This window comes from Streptomyces sp. NPDC033216, from assembly GCF_055577115.1.
On the sequence record NZ_JBVIQK010000008.1, the window covers coordinates 16692 to 30422 of the forward strand.

Below are 13731 nucleotides of genomic sequence, written 5' to 3' on the forward strand. Positions count from 1 at the left end.
CGGGGCGCCTGCCTCGATCGGGGCCTGGATCGGTGGGTGCCGGGGGCGCGCCGACGGCAGGAGGCGACCGCCCGTCAGCGCTGCCGGTGGCGTTCCTCGACCGCGACGGCCGCCGCGGCGACGGCCCCCAGCACCGGGACCGCCAGCGGCGCGATGAACCAGCCCGACAGCGCGACCACGGCCAGCCCGGCGACGAGCAGGAAGGAACCGGCCGGATCAAGGACCGTACGGCGGCCGGCCCGCGCGAGCAGGGCGCGCCAGGAGTCGCCCGGCGTCCACACGGCCGCCGCACGCATGCCGGCGACCGCGAACGCGATCAGAGCGACCAGTCCGACCGCCCCGACGAACGGTCCGCCCGGCAGCCCGGCCCGCGCGGCCTGGACGTCCACCCAGACCGCGGCCGCGGCCGCCCACCCGGCGAGTCCGGCGGCCCACCCACCGCGCACGGCCGAGCGGAAGTCGGCGACGAACTCCCGTCCCCCGCCCGCCTCGTGAGCGGTGCGGCGGCGCAGGTGCCGGGCGCCGGCGGCGAAGGCAGCCGGATAGGTGACCACGCCCAGCGAGGCCACCGCGATCCACACACCGGTGAGCAGACACTCGGCGAACACCGCGAACCGCTCCGGGAGAACGGACTCCTTGCGTGCTTCCACGCGCGCTTCGGCCATCGGGAACCGCCTCAGCCCTTCAGTCCGGAGGTCGCCATGCCGTCGATGAGATAGCGCTGGAAGGCGAGGAAGAACAGCAGCACCGGCAGCAGTGCCACCAGCGACATCGCGATCATGCCGCCGTAGTTGGCGACGCTCTCCTGGTCGCGGAACATCATCATGCCGAGGGAGACGGTGTACTTGCCGGGCTCGTTGAGGTAGATCAGCGGGCCCATGAAGTCGTTCCAGGCGTTGATGAAGGTGAAGATCGCGCTGGTGATGAGCGCGGGCCGGCACAGCGGCAGCACGATCGACCAGTAGATCCGCAGGTGCCCGCACCCGTCGAGCCGGGCGGCCTCGTCCAGTTCCCTCGGCAGGTTCCGCATGAACTGCACCATGAGGAAGACGAAGAACGCCTCCGTGGCCAGGTACTTGCCGATCAGCAGGGGGACGTAGGTGTTGATCAGTTCCATCTTCTGGAACATCACGTACTGCGGGATGAGCAGCACGTGGTACGGCAGCAGCAGGGTGCCGATCATCAGGGAGAACATCGCGTTGCGGCCGGCGAACCTGATCTTGGCGAACGCGTACGCCGTCAGCGAGCAGGAGATCAGGATGCCGACGACCGAGCCGAGCGCGTAGTACAGGGAGTTCTGGAAGAACGTCAGGATCGAGATGTCGGCGATGCCTTCGGCCAGACCCTTGAAGTTGCCCAGGATCGGGTCCGTCGGGAACAGGTCGAGGCTGCCGATGATCTCCCGGCTGGGTTTGAACGACGCGCCGACGACCCAGATGACGGGATAGAGGACGACCGCCAGGACCAGCACGGAACCGATGTGCCAGGCGAGCGAGCCGGCCCGCCTGCGGCCGAGGCCCGACGCCTTGTGCAGGGTCGGCGGCGTGGTGGACGTGGTGGCGCTCATCGGGCGTCCTCCTCGTAGTGCACCCACTTCTTCTGCGACCAGAAGAGGACGGCGGTGACGAGGGCCACGGCGAGGAGCAGCATCCATGCCATCGCGGAGGCGAAGCCCATCTGCGACTCCTTGAAGCCCTTCTGGTACAGGTAGCAGGTGTAGACGAGCGTGGCGTCGGCCGGTCCGCAGGACTGGTTGGAGACGACGTAGGCGGAGCCGAAGATCTGGAACGAGTGGATGGTCTCCAGGAGCACGTTGAAGAACAGCACCGGAGAGATCATGGGGAGGGTGATGTTCCAGAACCTGCGGAAGGGTCCGGCGCCGTCCATCTCGGCGGCCTCGTAGAGGCTCTGCGGCACCTGCTTGAGGCCGGCCAGGAAGATGACCATCGGGGCGCCGAACTGCCAGACGGTCAGCGCGACCAGGCTGTAGAGAACCCAATCGGGGTTGCCGACCCAGCCGCCGACGTTCACGCCGAAGACGGACAGGCTCCGGTCGACGATGGCCTTGTCGGAGAAGAGCGCCCGCCAGACGAAGCCGACGGAGACGCTCGCGCCGATCAGCGAGGGGGCGTAGAAGGCGGCCCGGTAGAAGGCCTGGCCGCGCCGGCTCTGGGCGAGCAGCAGGGCCACGCCGAGCGCGAGGAGCAGCTTCAGCGGGGTGCCGATGACGACGTACTTCGCCGTCACCTCGACCGACTTCTGCCAGCGCGGATCGTCGAGCATCCGCGTGAAGTTGTCGAAACCTATCCACTTCGGGGTGTTGAAGAGGTTGTAGTCGGTGAACGCGAAGTAGAGCGAGGCGACCATCGGGCCCGCGGTCAGCAGCACGAAGCCGGCTATCCACGGGGACATGAAGAGATAGCCGGCCAGGTTCTCCCGGCGGCCCCGCCGCTTCACGGCGGCGGGGGCGGGAGGCCGTACCTTCCGGGTGTCGGCAGGTGAGTCCTTGACGAGCGTCACGGGGGTTCCCAATCAGGCAAAATCAGGCTTGGAAGGCGGCCTCGGCCTCGGAGAAGAACTGCTTGACCGCGTCGGCGACCTTGGTCTTGCCCGTGGCCATGTCCCCGCCGATGCGCAGGAAGGCGGATTCGACGGTGTCGGCTCCGGCCGGGTGCGGGGTGATCTTGCCGAGGACGCCCGCCTTGGCGGTGTCCTCCTCGTACTTCGCGATCTCCTGGCCGATGGCCTCGGTCGGCTTGTACGCCTGGTACTGCTCGGTGCTGGCGAGGATGCCCCGGTCGTAGCCCATGATCTTGCCGACCTCGGGATCGTGGACCATGAAGTCGATGAACTGCGCGACCTCCTTGGGGTGCTTGGTGCGCGCGGAGCCGCTCAGCATCAGGGAGGCGAGGTACTGGCCGGTGTTCTTGCCGTCGGTGGTGGGGATCGGCGCGAGGCCGTACTCGCTGTCACCCTCCGCGGCGTAACGGACCGTGAAGTTGTCCCAGGTGAATTCCGAGGCGGCGTGACCGGCGGCCAGGGAGGACTTGGGCTTGTCCTGCTCCACGATCTTCGGATCGGTGACGATGCCGGCCTTCACGCGGTTGTACGCGTCCGTCCACCACTCCGTCAGGTCGGTCTCCTCGAAACCGAGCCCGTCCTCGGTGAAGAAGGCCTTCCCGTTCTGACGGAGGTACAGGTCGTACAGGTACATGATGCTGTGGTAGCCCGAGTCACCCGCGACCTTGGTCCTGTCGTGGATGGTCTTGAGGGCCTTGAAGTACTCGTCCCAGGTCCAGCCCTGCTTCGGCTCGACGCCGGCCTTCGCGAACACCTTCTTGTCGATGACCAGCGACATGGTGTTGGAGCCGACGGGAATGCCGAGCTGCTTTCCGTCGACCTCACCGACGGTGGTGACGCCCTCGCGGAAGTTGTCCAGGCTCAGATTTCCCGCGTCGATCTGGGACTTGAGGTCCAGCAGGATGCCGCGCTTGTCGTACTTCCGGAGAAATCCGACGGCATTCTGGAACACGTCCGGCGGATTTCCACCCGCGGCCTGGGTCTGGAACTTCTCCCAGAAAGAGAGGTAGTCCTGGAAGTCCGTCTTCACCTTGATCTTCGGATACTTCTTCTCGAAGAGCGCGACGGACTGGTTGATCCTCTTGGCCCGTTCCTCGGCACCCCACCAGGAGTAACGGATCGTCACCGTCCCGTCGGAGGAGGCGCCTCCGTCCCCACCGCAGCCCGTGGTGGCCGCCAGCCCCAGCGTGGCCGCCGTCGCTCCGGCCGCCTTCAGGATCGTTCGCCTCTCAACATTCCTGCTGGTTCGCACAGTCGGGCCCCTCCCGCAGCGTCGTTGCCGCTTGCATGAATCGTTTCAAGAAAGCGCTTGCTGGCACAAGGTACGAGGGGGTTGGGGGAGCGTCAATGATTCGGACAGGAATTTCTTACGGGGCGGGCCGGGGGCCGGGGTGCGGATTGCCGGGGTGTTGAGAGCGCGAGACGGGTGAAGGCGCAGGTGAGGGGCGGAGGTTCGGCTGGTCGGACGGGAGGCGGGGCCGGAGGGCGCGGCGGGAATCGGCCGGGGAGATCGCGGGAGGGGGAGGTCGGCAGCGGGTCGGCGGCTTCGGTCGGCGTCCGCGACGCGAGGCGGACGTTCCTGGTCGGCCGGGTCCGGGCGCTGACGGACAGCAGTTTGTGGCAGCACCAGCCGCCCGGCGTCCCACGTGCGCAGGGACGGACGGCCGGTCGGCCACGGCCCGCTGACGTCACGTCGACGGACGGAACCACGTCTGTGGCCGGCGGCGACAGGTGGCGGAGGCGACCAGTGCCCGTGGTGAGCCGACCACCGGGAGTCGCATGCTCGCGCTCGCGACGGCCCTACCGCCGGGACTGCTTGCTCCATCAGTTCGAACCGGGCCCAGCGCTCCCCCTCGCCGATCGCCCGTCACCGATCACTCCTCGCCGCTCCCCCTCGCCGATCGCCGCCAGGGCCGCAACCGCGTCCGCACCCGACCGGCAGCAGGCGGCACCCCACCTGTCGGCGCATCACCGATGGCGACGGGCGGACGCGGAGCCTACGGCACACGTCTCACGGCCCCGCCGAACGCCGCCGGCCGGCAAGTCGCGCACCTCCCGCGACCGGACGTGGGCGATGACGCCCTCGCGGCACGAAGCCGACAGCGTGCAGCTGGCCGACGGCAAGCGGGCCCCGGACGTGACGATCAGCGATCGCACAGCTCAGCGCCGAGCGACGGGCGCCAGGCAGGCGTTTCCGTGATCGCGCGTCCCACCGCCGACTGCCGACCACCGAGCGAGCAGGGTGATGGCGCAGCTCGCCCTGGGGTGCCGGGACCGCCGACAACCACGTCAGTGCTCCGAGAGGGTCCGGATCGGTTACGCCACGCCGGGCCGGACGAGGCCGCAGCCGCCCCGTACGGCTCCCGCGGCCGGGCAGTCGCGAGACCGCGACACGACACGGTCGCCACGGCGCCCAGCTCGCCGTCGGCCGGCCGCACCCGGCCATCGGCGCAGCTCAGCGGGGCACGCCACCCGGACAGCGACAGCACACCACGTCGACCCCATCCAGCGACGCCCGCGCCGGGCCGGCCGAGCACCGCCTGCGACCGACCCAGCGCAAGGCGGCGACACGGCATCGCGTCCACGCCACAGAGCATCACGGCGCCCCCGTCGCTCGGCGCCGACCGCGTGGAGCGGGGCTGTCCTGCCTTCCGGCTCACCGAGTCCCACGTCCGTGCCATGCCGGTGGTGTCGCGCCGGTGGGCGGCCGTCGGTGTCGCGCAGCTGGATGGTGCCGTGACGCACAGCTTCCCCTCCCCCGGCGCCGCGCGTCGCGGGGCGGACCCGACACCGCGACCGCCCACCGGGAGGCCAGCCACGACGAGCAGACATCAGCACCTCGCGGCCGCCGCGGCTCCGCCCGCCCACGGCGGAGCCGAGCAGTGGCCGCGTCCGGCTCCCACAGGCCCGCAAAAGGCCCACGGGCGCCCTCACCGGTGGCCTCGGCGCCAAGGGCCACAGGCGGGCGGCGCGGCTCCTCCGCGGCCGGTCAAGGCATCCTGCGGGGGTTGGACAGCTCCTCGGCAAATGCGCCGCACACAGGTCTCGGCACCTGGGGCGACCCCCCGGCGACGCAAGGCAAGGTGTACCGGCTCCCGCCGGTGCGCACGGTCCGTGGCTCCGCGGCAGGGCACCGGCCGAGCGGCACGAGGCCGCACCGGTGGAGAACGCGGGCGCCGGCCTCACCAAGCGACCGCGCCGTGCCACACCACCGGAGGCGCGCCGCACCGCCTCACCGGACGCGGCACCCACCCGGCCCGACTCGCCGACGCGCCCGGTCCGCATCGACCCGAGCCGGCCATCCGCACCGGGCGCACCGGACCCCCGCCCCGCCGCGACCACATCCCCACGGCGGCCCGCCCCGACCCGGCCGGCCCGACCACCCCCGAACGAGACAGCCGATCCGCGCCGACCAGCCCTCGGCCCCCCCTCGACCGGCGCAAACGGCGACGGCCCATCTGCGTGGTCGCAGATGGGCCGTCGGTCCGGGTGGGCGATACTGGGTTCGAACCAGTGACCTCTTCGGTGTGAACGAAGCGCTCTCCCACTGAGCTAATCGCCCGGGCGCAGGAAGTACATTACCCCAAGTCAGGGGGTCCCTGTGACCATGGCCGTGCCGTCCGCTCGGCCCCGCGACGGATCACTGGTCCTTGATCTTCCAGGGCATGACGACGCCGAACTTCCACACGTAGAAGCCCACGATGGCCGCGATGATCACGAGTCCGATCGAGGTCAGGACGATGTTTCGGCGCCTGACCTTCGGGTCGAGCGCGCGCTGCGCCGCCTGGGTGACCTTGCGTTTGGTCCAGCGCAGCACCAGCTGGGCCCAGACGAACTCCGTCGCCCAGATCGCCATGCCGCCGAATATCACGACCCAGCCGGGTCCGGGCAGCGGCAGCATCACGATGCCGACGGCCACGACCGCGAGGCCGACGACGAAGATCCCGACCTGCCAGCTCAGATGCAGGATCCGCCGGGCCCTGATGAACTCCGGAGCACGGGAGCCCAGGGCCCGCTCCTGCTTCTCCGCCGCCCCGTCCGACCCGGTGTCGTTCGTCGCCATGGCTACCTCGCCCGGCTCGTCACTCCCCGTATTCATACGGCCAAACCCTACCCGAGAGATTCCGGACACCGTAATGGTGGTACTTCACGAACGACCCCTCGGCCGGAAGAGTTACGTAAACCCACGCAAAACACGCAGAGGGGTTTACAACGGCACCGTAGGTGGCATGTCGATTTCGCCGACGTGCGAATCCCCGAGCGCACACTGAGCGAAAGGCCCTGGCGCTTATGAACACCACGGTCAGCTGCGAGCTGCACCTGCGCCTCGTTGTGTCGAGCGAGTCCTCCCTGCCTGTCCCCGCAGGCCTGCGGTACGACACGGCCGACCCCTACGCCGTGCACGCCACCTTCCACACCGGAGCAGAGGAAACCGTCGAGTGGGTGTTCGCCCGCGATCTCCTCGCAGAAGGCCTGCACCGGCCCACGGGCACCGGCGACGTCCGAGTCTGGCCGTCGCGCAGCCACGGTCAGGGCGTTGTCTGCATCGCCCTTAGCTCCCCGGAAGGGGAGGCCCTGCTCGAGGCCCCGGCGCGGGCCCTGGAATCCTTCCTGAAGCGAACGGACGCGGCCGTGCCCCCCGGCACGGAGCACCGTCACTTCGATCTCGATCAGGAGCTCTCGCACATCCTGGCGGAAAGCTAGGGAGAGGGCTCCCACCGAGCCGCCCGGCGCCGTCCACTCGGGGAGACGGCTCGGGCCCGGACAACAACCGCATAGGGCATGTGTCGGCGCCGCGTCACGGTCCTCCGTGGGGCGGCGCCGGCGTGCGTGTCGCACCCGCCGTCGCCGCTTCCGGTGTCGGCGGCGGAAGCGGCGGTGCGATTCAAGGGTCCATCGACCGTGGCCGGACGGCCTGGTGCGGCTACCATCGGCCAGCATCGGCGGGCGCCCGCCCGACCCTCCAGGCCAGGGAGCGAAACGTGCTGATCACCCACGACACCCGGTGTGCGCTCGATGCCGTGGTGGATCTGGTGAACACCGCACCGGAGGACGACACCACTCCGGACGGGCTGCCAGATGTCGCCGCCCTCGAGGTTTTCGTGCGAAGGCACGAGATCAGTGACGTGGGTGTGCTTTCCGAGTTCGACCTCTCCGCGGTGCGCAAGGTCCGGGGGCGGTTCGCGCGGATCTTCGCGGCGCCGGACCCCCGAGGCGCCGCCGCGCTCATCAACGAGCTGGTCGCCGCCGCGGGCACCACCCCCAGGCTCACCGACCACGACGGCTACGACTGGCACGTGCACTACTTCGCCCCCGGTGCCTCGATCGCCGACCATCTCGCGGCGGACTGCGGAATGGCGCTGGCCTTCTTCGTGGTGGCCGGGGAGCAGGAGCGGCTGCGGCGCTGTGAGGCCCCGGACTGCCGACGCGCCTTCGTCGACCTCTCCCGCAACCGCTCACGCCGGTACTGCGACAGTCGAACCTGCGGCAACCGGCTGCACGTGGCCGCCTACCGGGCGCGCCGCAAGGAGGCAGCGGGCTGAGGACCGCTCCCTGGATGCCGACGCGGCCCCGGCGGGTGGCGCCGGGGACCGCGGGTACGGCTCAGAGCAGCAGCAGGTCGTGCAGCGAGGCCATGAGCAGCAGACACCCGATCACCGCTAGGAAGATCATCAGCGGTGGCTGGGAAAGGGCGAAGAGGCAGCCGCGCGGCTCGTCCTGAGGGGGCGCGGCGTCACCCTGTGTCGTGTCCAGCATCTCGCGGGCGATGATGACGCAGGCGGCACACCACACGCGAACAGCACGCCCGGATTGAGCGGTACCGCACCACATTCCGTGATGTCGCTTGCCAGCCTTGATCACTTGCGCGCGCGTGTGGCCCGACTGTGTCGTTTCCTTCGCGCGGCGGCCTGGCCGCGCGGTGCCCTCTCAGCTGCGGTGACCCTCGGTGCCGGACCGTCGCCGGCCGTCGCGCCGAGTGCCTTCGGGTGACGTGCGGCGCCGGACCTCCTCGCGCTCGGCCTCCATCCGCTCCGTAGCGGTCGAGCAGTGCGGCACCGCTTCATATGCCGTGCTTCTTGAGGATGGCCTCGATGTCGCTGAAGTCGTCCGAGGCGGTCGTCCGCGGTGCGGCGGCGGGGCGGGAGGCGGGCCGGGCACCCTGCCCCAGGGAGGGTGCCGACGCGGCCGGGGCCACGGCGTCGCCCTGTGCGGAGCGCGCCGCCGCCCTTCGTTCCTTGCGGGTGCCGCCGCGCCGGCGCCGCTCCACCGCGCGAGTGGTCGCGAACAGCGCCCAGGCGGCGCCCAGCACGGCGAAGCCGGCCCAGGCCGTGAGGCTGAAGGCGGTGTCGGCGGCCCACTGGACGACCCCCGTCATCACCAGACCGAGGGGCACCAGCGCGTAGGCCCCGATCCTTGCGGCCGCGAGGAAGCGCCTGCGGTATGCCGTGACGGCCGCGATGCCCAGGCCGGCCGCGGCGACGGCGGAACACACGGTCTCGGCAATCATCCGGTCCTCCAGACACGGCACACTCGGGCAGGCACAGTACGGCTCGGCGCCGCGACGGGGCGGCGCTTCGTCCCTTCCATCCTGCACCTGCGAGGGGCCCGCGGGCCATGTTTCGGCCGGACATCAGGGACATCTCCGGGTCAGCTCCTCCGCAGGTGCCGGTGGACGTCGCACAGGCGGTGCGGACCGTCCGTCCGGATTGGGGGGCCGGGACGGGGGCTGGGAGACTGGGGGCATGAGCGACTCCTCCCCCGCCGCCGTCCCGGCGCCCGATCCCACCCGTCCCGCCGTGGTCCTCGACGTCTGGTGCGAGCTCCAGTGTCCGGACTGCCGTACCGCCCTGGCCGATCTGGGTGCCCTGCGCGAGCGCTACGGGGATCGGCTGGAGCCGCGACTGCGGCACTTCCCGCTGGAGAAGCACCGGCACGCCTTCGCCGCGGCCCAGGCCGCCGAGGAGGCGGTGGAGCAGGGGCAGGGCTGGCCGTACGTCGAGGCGGTACTGGCGCGGGTGGAGGAGCTGGACCGTGGGGGAGAGAGCTTCCTGGTCGAGGTGGCGCGGGAACTGGGCCTGGACGCAGAGGAGTTCGACACGGCACTCATCGACGGGCGGCACATGCTGATCGTCGACGCCGACCAGGCCGAGGGCAAGGCGATCGGCGTCACCGGCACCCCGACGTACGTCATCGGCGGCGAGCGCCTGGACGGGGGCAAGAGCCAGGAGGGGCTGCGCGAACGCATCGAGGCGATCGCGGACCGGCTGCTGGCCGAGCAAGGCTGAGGCGTCGCCGAGCAGGCGCCCTCTCAGAGCAGGTGCTTGTAGAGGGAGTACCCCACCGGCGCATAGCCGAGCGAGTCGTAGAGGCGTTCGGCAGGCGTGTTGCCCACGAAGACGTTGAGGCCGATGACGGGCTTGCCGGCCGCGACCGACTGGGCCTCGGCCAGCAGCATCAGGGAGCGGCCGTGGCCCCGGCCCCGGAAGGGCTCGTCGGTCTGGACGTCGAACACGAACGCCTTCTCGCCGGCGAAGGACATCCACAGGGTGCCCACCCGGTCGCCCTCGTGCTCCAGAACGCTGAACAGCATGTCCTCCGTGGCCAGGCCCCGCGGCAGCCGGTGGTCCCGCCGGGACTTGGCCCGCGCCTGCTCCTCGGGAACACCGCGGTCGATCCAGTCCTGCGCGTAGTCCACGACGCCCTGTCGGAGCCAGGGTCCGAACTCGGCCTCGGTCATGGGCCGGGCCCTGCTGCCGGCGGGCAGTTCGGGCGGGACGGCACCCAGGGGCTTCTCCATCCCCCGGTTGCGGTGGACGTACCCGAGCGCGTGCGCCAGTCGCAGGGCGGCCTCGGCGTCGGCGGGGACCCGGATCTCGATCCTCCGGCAGCCCCAACCGCGCGCCACCTCCTCGGCGGCGAGCGCGGCCACCGTCCCCCGGCCGCGTCCGCGGTCCGCCTCCTCGACGCGCAGATCGTCGACGCGGGCGACCGCCGGACCGAATTCGGGGTGGGTGGAGAGGTGGACCGCGCCCACGGGGCGGCTGTTCACGCACACCTGGAAGCGGCGGGACAACGCCCCGTCGGCACTGCGCTGGAGCGGCTCGGTCGGCCGCAGGGTCGTGGTCATCACCGGTGTTCTACCCGCTGTCACACCTCAGGTCAGCCGAATAAACGCGGTCCCGCGCGAAACAGCGGCCGCCGTGCCCGTTCGGTGCCCTCGATCGGGGCGGACCGTCACGGATCGAGGTCGTCGCCCGCCCGCTCGTCGAAGACCCGCATCGCCTTGGCGGTCACGGGTCCCGCGGTGCCCGGCAGTTCGCGACCGTCGACGCGGTGCACGGCCTGGACGTCCCGCAGGGTGGAGGTGAGGAAGACCTCGTCGGCGCGCTCCAGCACGTCCAGCGGCAGGTCCGTCTCCCTGGCGCCGGTCCAGTCGAGGGTCAACTCCCTGGTGATGCCCGCCAGGCAGCCGGAGGCGAGCGGCGGGGTGTGGATCTCGCCGTCCAGGACGACGAAGACGTTCGACCCGGTGCCCTCGCAGAGCTGCCCGACCGTGTTGCCGAACAGCGCCTCCGTGGCGCCGTGTTGATGGGCGCGGGCCAGGGCGACGACGTTCTCGGCGTACGACGTCGTCTTCAGGCCGGTCAGCGCGCCACGCTCGTTGCGGGTCCAGGGGACCGTGATCGCGGACGTGGAGTCGGGGCGGCGGCCGGTCTCGCCGAGGGCGACGACCAGGGTGGGGCCGTGCTCGCCCCGGTCGGAGCCGAGGGGCCCGGGGCCGCCGGTGTAGGTGATGCGCAGCCGGCCGAGCGGCATCGGGTTCGCCTCCAGGACGGCGGCGCAGGCGCGGCGGACCTCGTCGTGGTCGGGGTCGGGCAGGCCGAGGCCGCGCGCGGAGCGGGTCAGCCGGTCGAGGTGCCGGGTGAGCGCGAACGTCCTGCCGTCCACCGCCTTCACGGTCTCGAAGATGCCGTCGCCCACGGTCAGGCCGTGGTCGAAGACGGAGACACGGGCGGACTCGCTGTCCTGCAACCCACCGTCGAGCCAGATCTTCACGTCAGTCCCTCTCCACTCACCTCGTACGATCCCGACGCTACCGCGAGCAGCCGGGACGCCTTCAGCTCGGTCTCCCGCCATTCGGCCTCGGGGTCGGAACCCCAGGTGATGCCGGCTCCGGTGCCGAAGCGCAGGACACCTGCCGCGCGGTCGATCCAGAAGGTGCGTATGCCGACGGCCAGCTCGCCGGTGCCCCGGTCGGCGTCCACCCAGCCGATGCCGCCGCAGTACGGACCGCGCGGCGCCGTCTCCAGCTCGTCGATGATCCGCAGGGCGCTGGACTTGGGGGCGCCGGTGACCGAGCCGGGCGGGAAGGCGGCATCGAGCAGCTCGGGCCAACCGGCGTCCTCGCGCAGCTCGCCGCGGACCGTGGACACGAGGTGGACCAGGCCCGGATGCTTCTCCACGGCGCACAGGTCGGGCACGGTCACGCTGCCGGTGGCACAGACCCGCCCGATGTCGTTGCGGACCAGGTCCACGATCATCACGTTCTCGGCGTAGTCCTTCTCCAGCAGGTCCGCCTCCGTCCGCCCGGTCCCCTTGATCGGCCCGGACTCCACGGTCCGCCCGTCCCGCCGCAGGAACAGCTCCGGAGACGCGGTGGCGATCTCTGTCCCGCGCCCCGGCAGCCGAATCGTTCCGGCGTACGGCGCCGGGTTTCCGCGGGCGAGCAGGGAGGTGAGCGCGTCCGCGTCGGCGCCGGAGGGCAGCGGCGCGGACAGGACGCGGCACAGGTTCGCCTGGTAGACCTCACCGGCCGCGATGTACTCACGGATCCGGCGCACCCCGGCCGTGTACGCGGCGCGATCGAGGGACGACGTCCAGTCACCCGCCGCCGGCCCGCGCCACTGTCCCGGCACCGGCGCGGGCACCGGCTCCGCGCGTACGTCGGCGAAGCGCGCGCAGACCAGACGGCCCTCGAAATCGGCGGAAACGGCCCAGAAACCGGTGGAGTCCAGGGCCGCCGGGTCTTCCGTGACGTCGAGGAGGCCGGTGGCGACGCGGTCGCCGAAGCGGGCGAGGGGAGGGAGGTCGAGCACGGTGTCGAGTCTAGGGCGGGCGTCTCGGAGGTGGCCCGGGGATGTCCTGGTGGGGGCCTGAGCAGGTACTCGGTGAAACGCAGCGCAGCACGCTGCACAAACGCGTTTTTGTACTGGCCCCGGAATCCGCTAGAGTTCAACTCGTCGCCGGGCCGCGAGAGCGGGCCGAAACGACAGGCGGACGTAGCTCAGTTGGTAGAGCGCAACCTTGCCAAGGTTGAGGTCGCGAGTTCGAGCCTCGTCGTCCGCTCGAAGGAAGAAGGGGTCTTCGCGGCCCCCTACACTCCTGGTGGAGTGGCCGAGAGGCGAGGCAACGGCCTGCAAAGCCGTCTACACGGGTTCAAATCCCGTCTCCACCTCCAAGGACGATTAGCTCAGCGGGAGAGCGCTTCCCTGACACGGAAGAGGTCACTGGTTCAATCCCAGTATCGTCCACTGGATCTTCGGATCCCCCGCGCGATTAGCTCAGCGGGAGAGCGCTTCCCTGACACGGAAGAGGTCACTGGTTCAATCCCAGTATCGCGCACGCAGCATCCACGGCCTTCGGGCCGTGATCATCCCGAGGACGATTAGCTCAGCGGGAGAGCGCTTCCCTGACACGGAAGAGGTCACTGGTTCAATCCCAGTATCGTCCACACACCGGAGCCCCCGGCCGCCCAGCGCGGTCGGGGGCTCCTTCGTGCACCGGGCTCAGCTGGAGAAGAGCATGTGTCCGAAGCTCTTGTGGCGCTTGTTGCCGTAGTGACCGCCGTGGCCGCCGTGCGGGGCGCCCCAGGCCGGGGCGGCCGGGGCGGCGGGGTACGCCTGCGGGGCGGGCGGGGGCGGCGGGGCCTGCTGGGTCCACTGGGACTCCACACGGGTCAGCGCCTCCAGCTCGCCGTAGTCGAGGAAGATCCCCCGGCAGTTGCTGCACTGCTCGATCTGGACGCCGTTGCGGTTGTACGTGTGCATCGGGGCGTGGCACTTCGGACACTGCATGGTTCGGCTCAACTCCTCGCCGTTCGGTCCTGCTTCGCGTATCACCAGGACAGACTCTGTCCCGCTGTGGTCGGTT

Annotated in this window: 14 protein-coding genes and 6 tRNA genes; 8 read left to right on the top strand and 12 right to left on the bottom strand. The window is 70.7% G+C overall.

Going from position 1 to position 13731, the window contains the following annotated elements; genetic code table 11:
- Positions 1 to 74 precede the first annotated feature (74 nt).
- From ACZ5Y0_RS16935 to ACZ5Y0_RS16960, 6 genes are all read right to left on the bottom strand, one after another.
- On the bottom strand, positions 75 to 665 hold the full coding sequence (locus ACZ5Y0_RS16935; RefSeq protein ID WP_469129449.1) for a hypothetical protein: 591 nt from the start codon (positions 663 to 665) through the stop codon (positions 75 to 77).
- Between the two features lie 11 nt (positions 666 to 676).
- Positions 677 to 1567 carry a carbohydrate ABC transporter permease gene (locus ACZ5Y0_RS16940; protein WP_469129450.1) on the bottom strand — a complete coding sequence of 297 codons (891 nt, stop codon included), beginning with the start codon at positions 1565 to 1567 and terminating at the stop codon, positions 677 to 679.
- A complete protein-coding gene (locus tag ACZ5Y0_RS16945; protein ID WP_469129451.1) occupies positions 1564 to 2520 on the bottom strand; it encodes a carbohydrate ABC transporter permease in 957 nt (318 codons plus the stop codon). The genes ACZ5Y0_RS16940 and ACZ5Y0_RS16945 overlap by 4 nt, the downstream gene beginning before the upstream one ends.
- Before the next feature lie 22 nt (positions 2521 to 2542).
- On the bottom strand, positions 2543 to 3832 hold the full coding sequence (locus ACZ5Y0_RS16950) for an ABC transporter substrate-binding protein (protein WP_469129452.1): 1290 nt from the start codon (positions 3830 to 3832) through the stop codon (positions 2543 to 2545).
- A 2238-nt stretch (positions 3833 to 6070) separates the two neighbouring features.
- Positions 6071 to 6142: transfer RNA gene (locus ACZ5Y0_RS16955), tRNA-Val, on the bottom strand.
- A 78-nt stretch (positions 6143 to 6220) separates the two neighbouring features.
- Entirely contained in the window at positions 6221 to 6679 is a 459-nt protein-coding gene (locus ACZ5Y0_RS16960; RefSeq protein ID WP_469129453.1) for a TIGR02611 family protein, read from the bottom strand.
- Between the two features lie 191 nt (positions 6680 to 6870).
- Between ACZ5Y0_RS16960 and ACZ5Y0_RS16965 the strand changes: the two genes are divergently transcribed.
- A complete protein-coding gene (locus ACZ5Y0_RS16965; RefSeq protein WP_004002642.1) occupies positions 6871 to 7284 on the top strand; it encodes an SsgA family sporulation/cell division regulator in 414 nt (137 codons plus the stop codon).
- A gap of 278 nt (positions 7285 to 7562) precedes the next feature.
- On the top strand, positions 7563 to 8123 hold the full coding sequence (locus tag ACZ5Y0_RS16970) for a CGNR zinc finger domain-containing protein (protein WP_469129454.1): 561 nt from the start codon (positions 7563 to 7565) through the stop codon (positions 8121 to 8123).
- A 61-nt stretch (positions 8124 to 8184) separates the two neighbouring features.
- On the opposite strand, the gene ACZ5Y0_RS16975 is transcribed toward ACZ5Y0_RS16970, so the two are convergent.
- Positions 8185 to 8337: a hypothetical protein gene (locus tag ACZ5Y0_RS16975; protein WP_469129455.1), complete on the bottom strand. Its 153-nt coding sequence runs from the start codon at positions 8335 to 8337 to the stop codon at positions 8185 to 8187.
- 304 nt (positions 8338 to 8641) lie between these two features.
- Positions 8642 to 9088, bottom strand: coding sequence for a hypothetical protein (locus tag ACZ5Y0_RS16980; protein WP_469129456.1), 447 nt, complete (start codon positions 9086 to 9088; stop codon positions 8642 to 8644).
- Between the two features lie 235 nt (positions 9089 to 9323).
- Between ACZ5Y0_RS16980 and ACZ5Y0_RS16985 the strand changes: the two genes are divergently transcribed.
- Entirely contained in the window at positions 9324 to 9866 is a 543-nt protein-coding gene (locus ACZ5Y0_RS16985; protein WP_469129457.1) for a DsbA family protein, read from the top strand.
- 23 nt (positions 9867 to 9889) lie between these two features.
- Here the strand turns inward: ACZ5Y0_RS16985 and ACZ5Y0_RS16990 are convergent, their stop codons facing one another.
- The 3 genes from ACZ5Y0_RS16990 to ACZ5Y0_RS17000 form a co-directional block, all read right to left on the bottom strand.
- Positions 9890 to 10708 (bottom strand): GNAT family N-acetyltransferase, encoded by an 819-nt coding sequence (locus ACZ5Y0_RS16990; protein ID WP_469129458.1) that lies wholly within the window; start codon positions 10706 to 10708, stop codon positions 9890 to 9892.
- A gap of 107 nt (positions 10709 to 10815) precedes the next feature.
- Positions 10816 to 11637: an aminotransferase class IV gene (locus tag ACZ5Y0_RS16995; RefSeq protein WP_469129459.1), complete on the bottom strand. Its 822-nt coding sequence runs from the start codon at positions 11635 to 11637 to the stop codon at positions 10816 to 10818.
- A complete protein-coding gene (locus ACZ5Y0_RS17000) occupies positions 11634 to 12677 on the bottom strand; it encodes a chorismate-binding protein (RefSeq protein WP_469129460.1) in 1044 nt (347 codons plus the stop codon). Before ACZ5Y0_RS17000 ends, ACZ5Y0_RS16995 begins: the two co-directional genes overlap by 4 nt.
- A gap of 177 nt (positions 12678 to 12854) precedes the next feature.
- Here ACZ5Y0_RS17000 and ACZ5Y0_RS17005 point away from each other — a divergent pair.
- The 5 genes from ACZ5Y0_RS17005 (at position 12855) to ACZ5Y0_RS17025 (ending at position 13312) form a co-directional block, all read left to right on the top strand.
- A tRNA-Gly gene (locus tag ACZ5Y0_RS17005) sits at positions 12855 to 12927 on the top strand.
- A gap of 38 nt (positions 12928 to 12965) precedes the next feature.
- Positions 12966 to 13039, top strand: a tRNA-Cys gene (locus ACZ5Y0_RS17010).
- A gap of 1 nt (position 13040) precedes the next feature.
- Positions 13041 to 13112 (top strand) — tRNA-Val (locus ACZ5Y0_RS17015).
- 19 nt (positions 13113 to 13131) lie between these two features.
- Positions 13132 to 13203: transfer RNA gene (locus tag ACZ5Y0_RS17020), tRNA-Val, on the top strand.
- Positions 13204 to 13240: 37 nt separating this feature from the next.
- Positions 13241 to 13312: transfer RNA gene (locus ACZ5Y0_RS17025), tRNA-Val, on the top strand.
- 55 nt (positions 13313 to 13367) lie between these two features.
- Here ACZ5Y0_RS17025 and ACZ5Y0_RS17030 read toward each other — a convergent pair.
- Positions 13368 to 13655, bottom strand: a complete 288-nt coding sequence (locus tag ACZ5Y0_RS17030) for a TFIIB-type zinc ribbon-containing protein (RefSeq protein WP_467515187.1) — start codon at positions 13653 to 13655, stop codon at positions 13368 to 13370.
- Positions 13656 to 13731 lie beyond the last annotated feature (76 nt).

Coding starts and splice junctions, on each gene's coding strand:
- ACZ5Y0_RS16935 (WP_469129449.1), bottom strand. CDS start 665: ATGGCCGAAGCGCGCGTGGAAGCACGCAAGGAGTCCGTTCTCCCGGAG.
- ACZ5Y0_RS16960 (WP_469129453.1), bottom strand. CDS start 6,679: ATGAATACGGGGAGTGACGAGCCGGGCGAGGTAGCCATGGCGACGAAC.
- ACZ5Y0_RS16990 (WP_469129458.1), bottom strand. CDS start 10,708: ATGACCACGACCCTGCGGCCGACCGAGCCGCTCCAGCGCAGTGCCGAC.
- ACZ5Y0_RS17030 (WP_467515187.1), bottom strand. CDS start 13,655: ATGCAGTGTCCGAAGTGCCACGCCCCGATGCACACGTACAACCGCAAC.
- ACZ5Y0_RS16975 (WP_469129455.1), bottom strand. CDS start 8,337: ATGCTGGACACGACACAGGGTGACGCCGCGCCCCCTCAGGACGAGCCG.
- ACZ5Y0_RS16940 (WP_469129450.1), bottom strand. CDS start 1,567: ATGAGCGCCACCACGTCCACCACGCCGCCGACCCTGCACAAGGCGTCG.
- ACZ5Y0_RS16965 (WP_004002642.1), top strand. CDS start 6,871: ATGAACACCACGGTCAGCTGCGAGCTGCACCTGCGCCTCGTTGTGTCG.
- ACZ5Y0_RS16985 (WP_469129457.1), top strand. CDS start 9,324: ATGAGCGACTCCTCCCCCGCCGCCGTCCCGGCGCCCGATCCCACCCGT.
- ACZ5Y0_RS16980 (WP_469129456.1), bottom strand. CDS start 9,088: ATGATTGCCGAGACCGTGTGTTCCGCCGTCGCCGCGGCCGGCCTGGGC.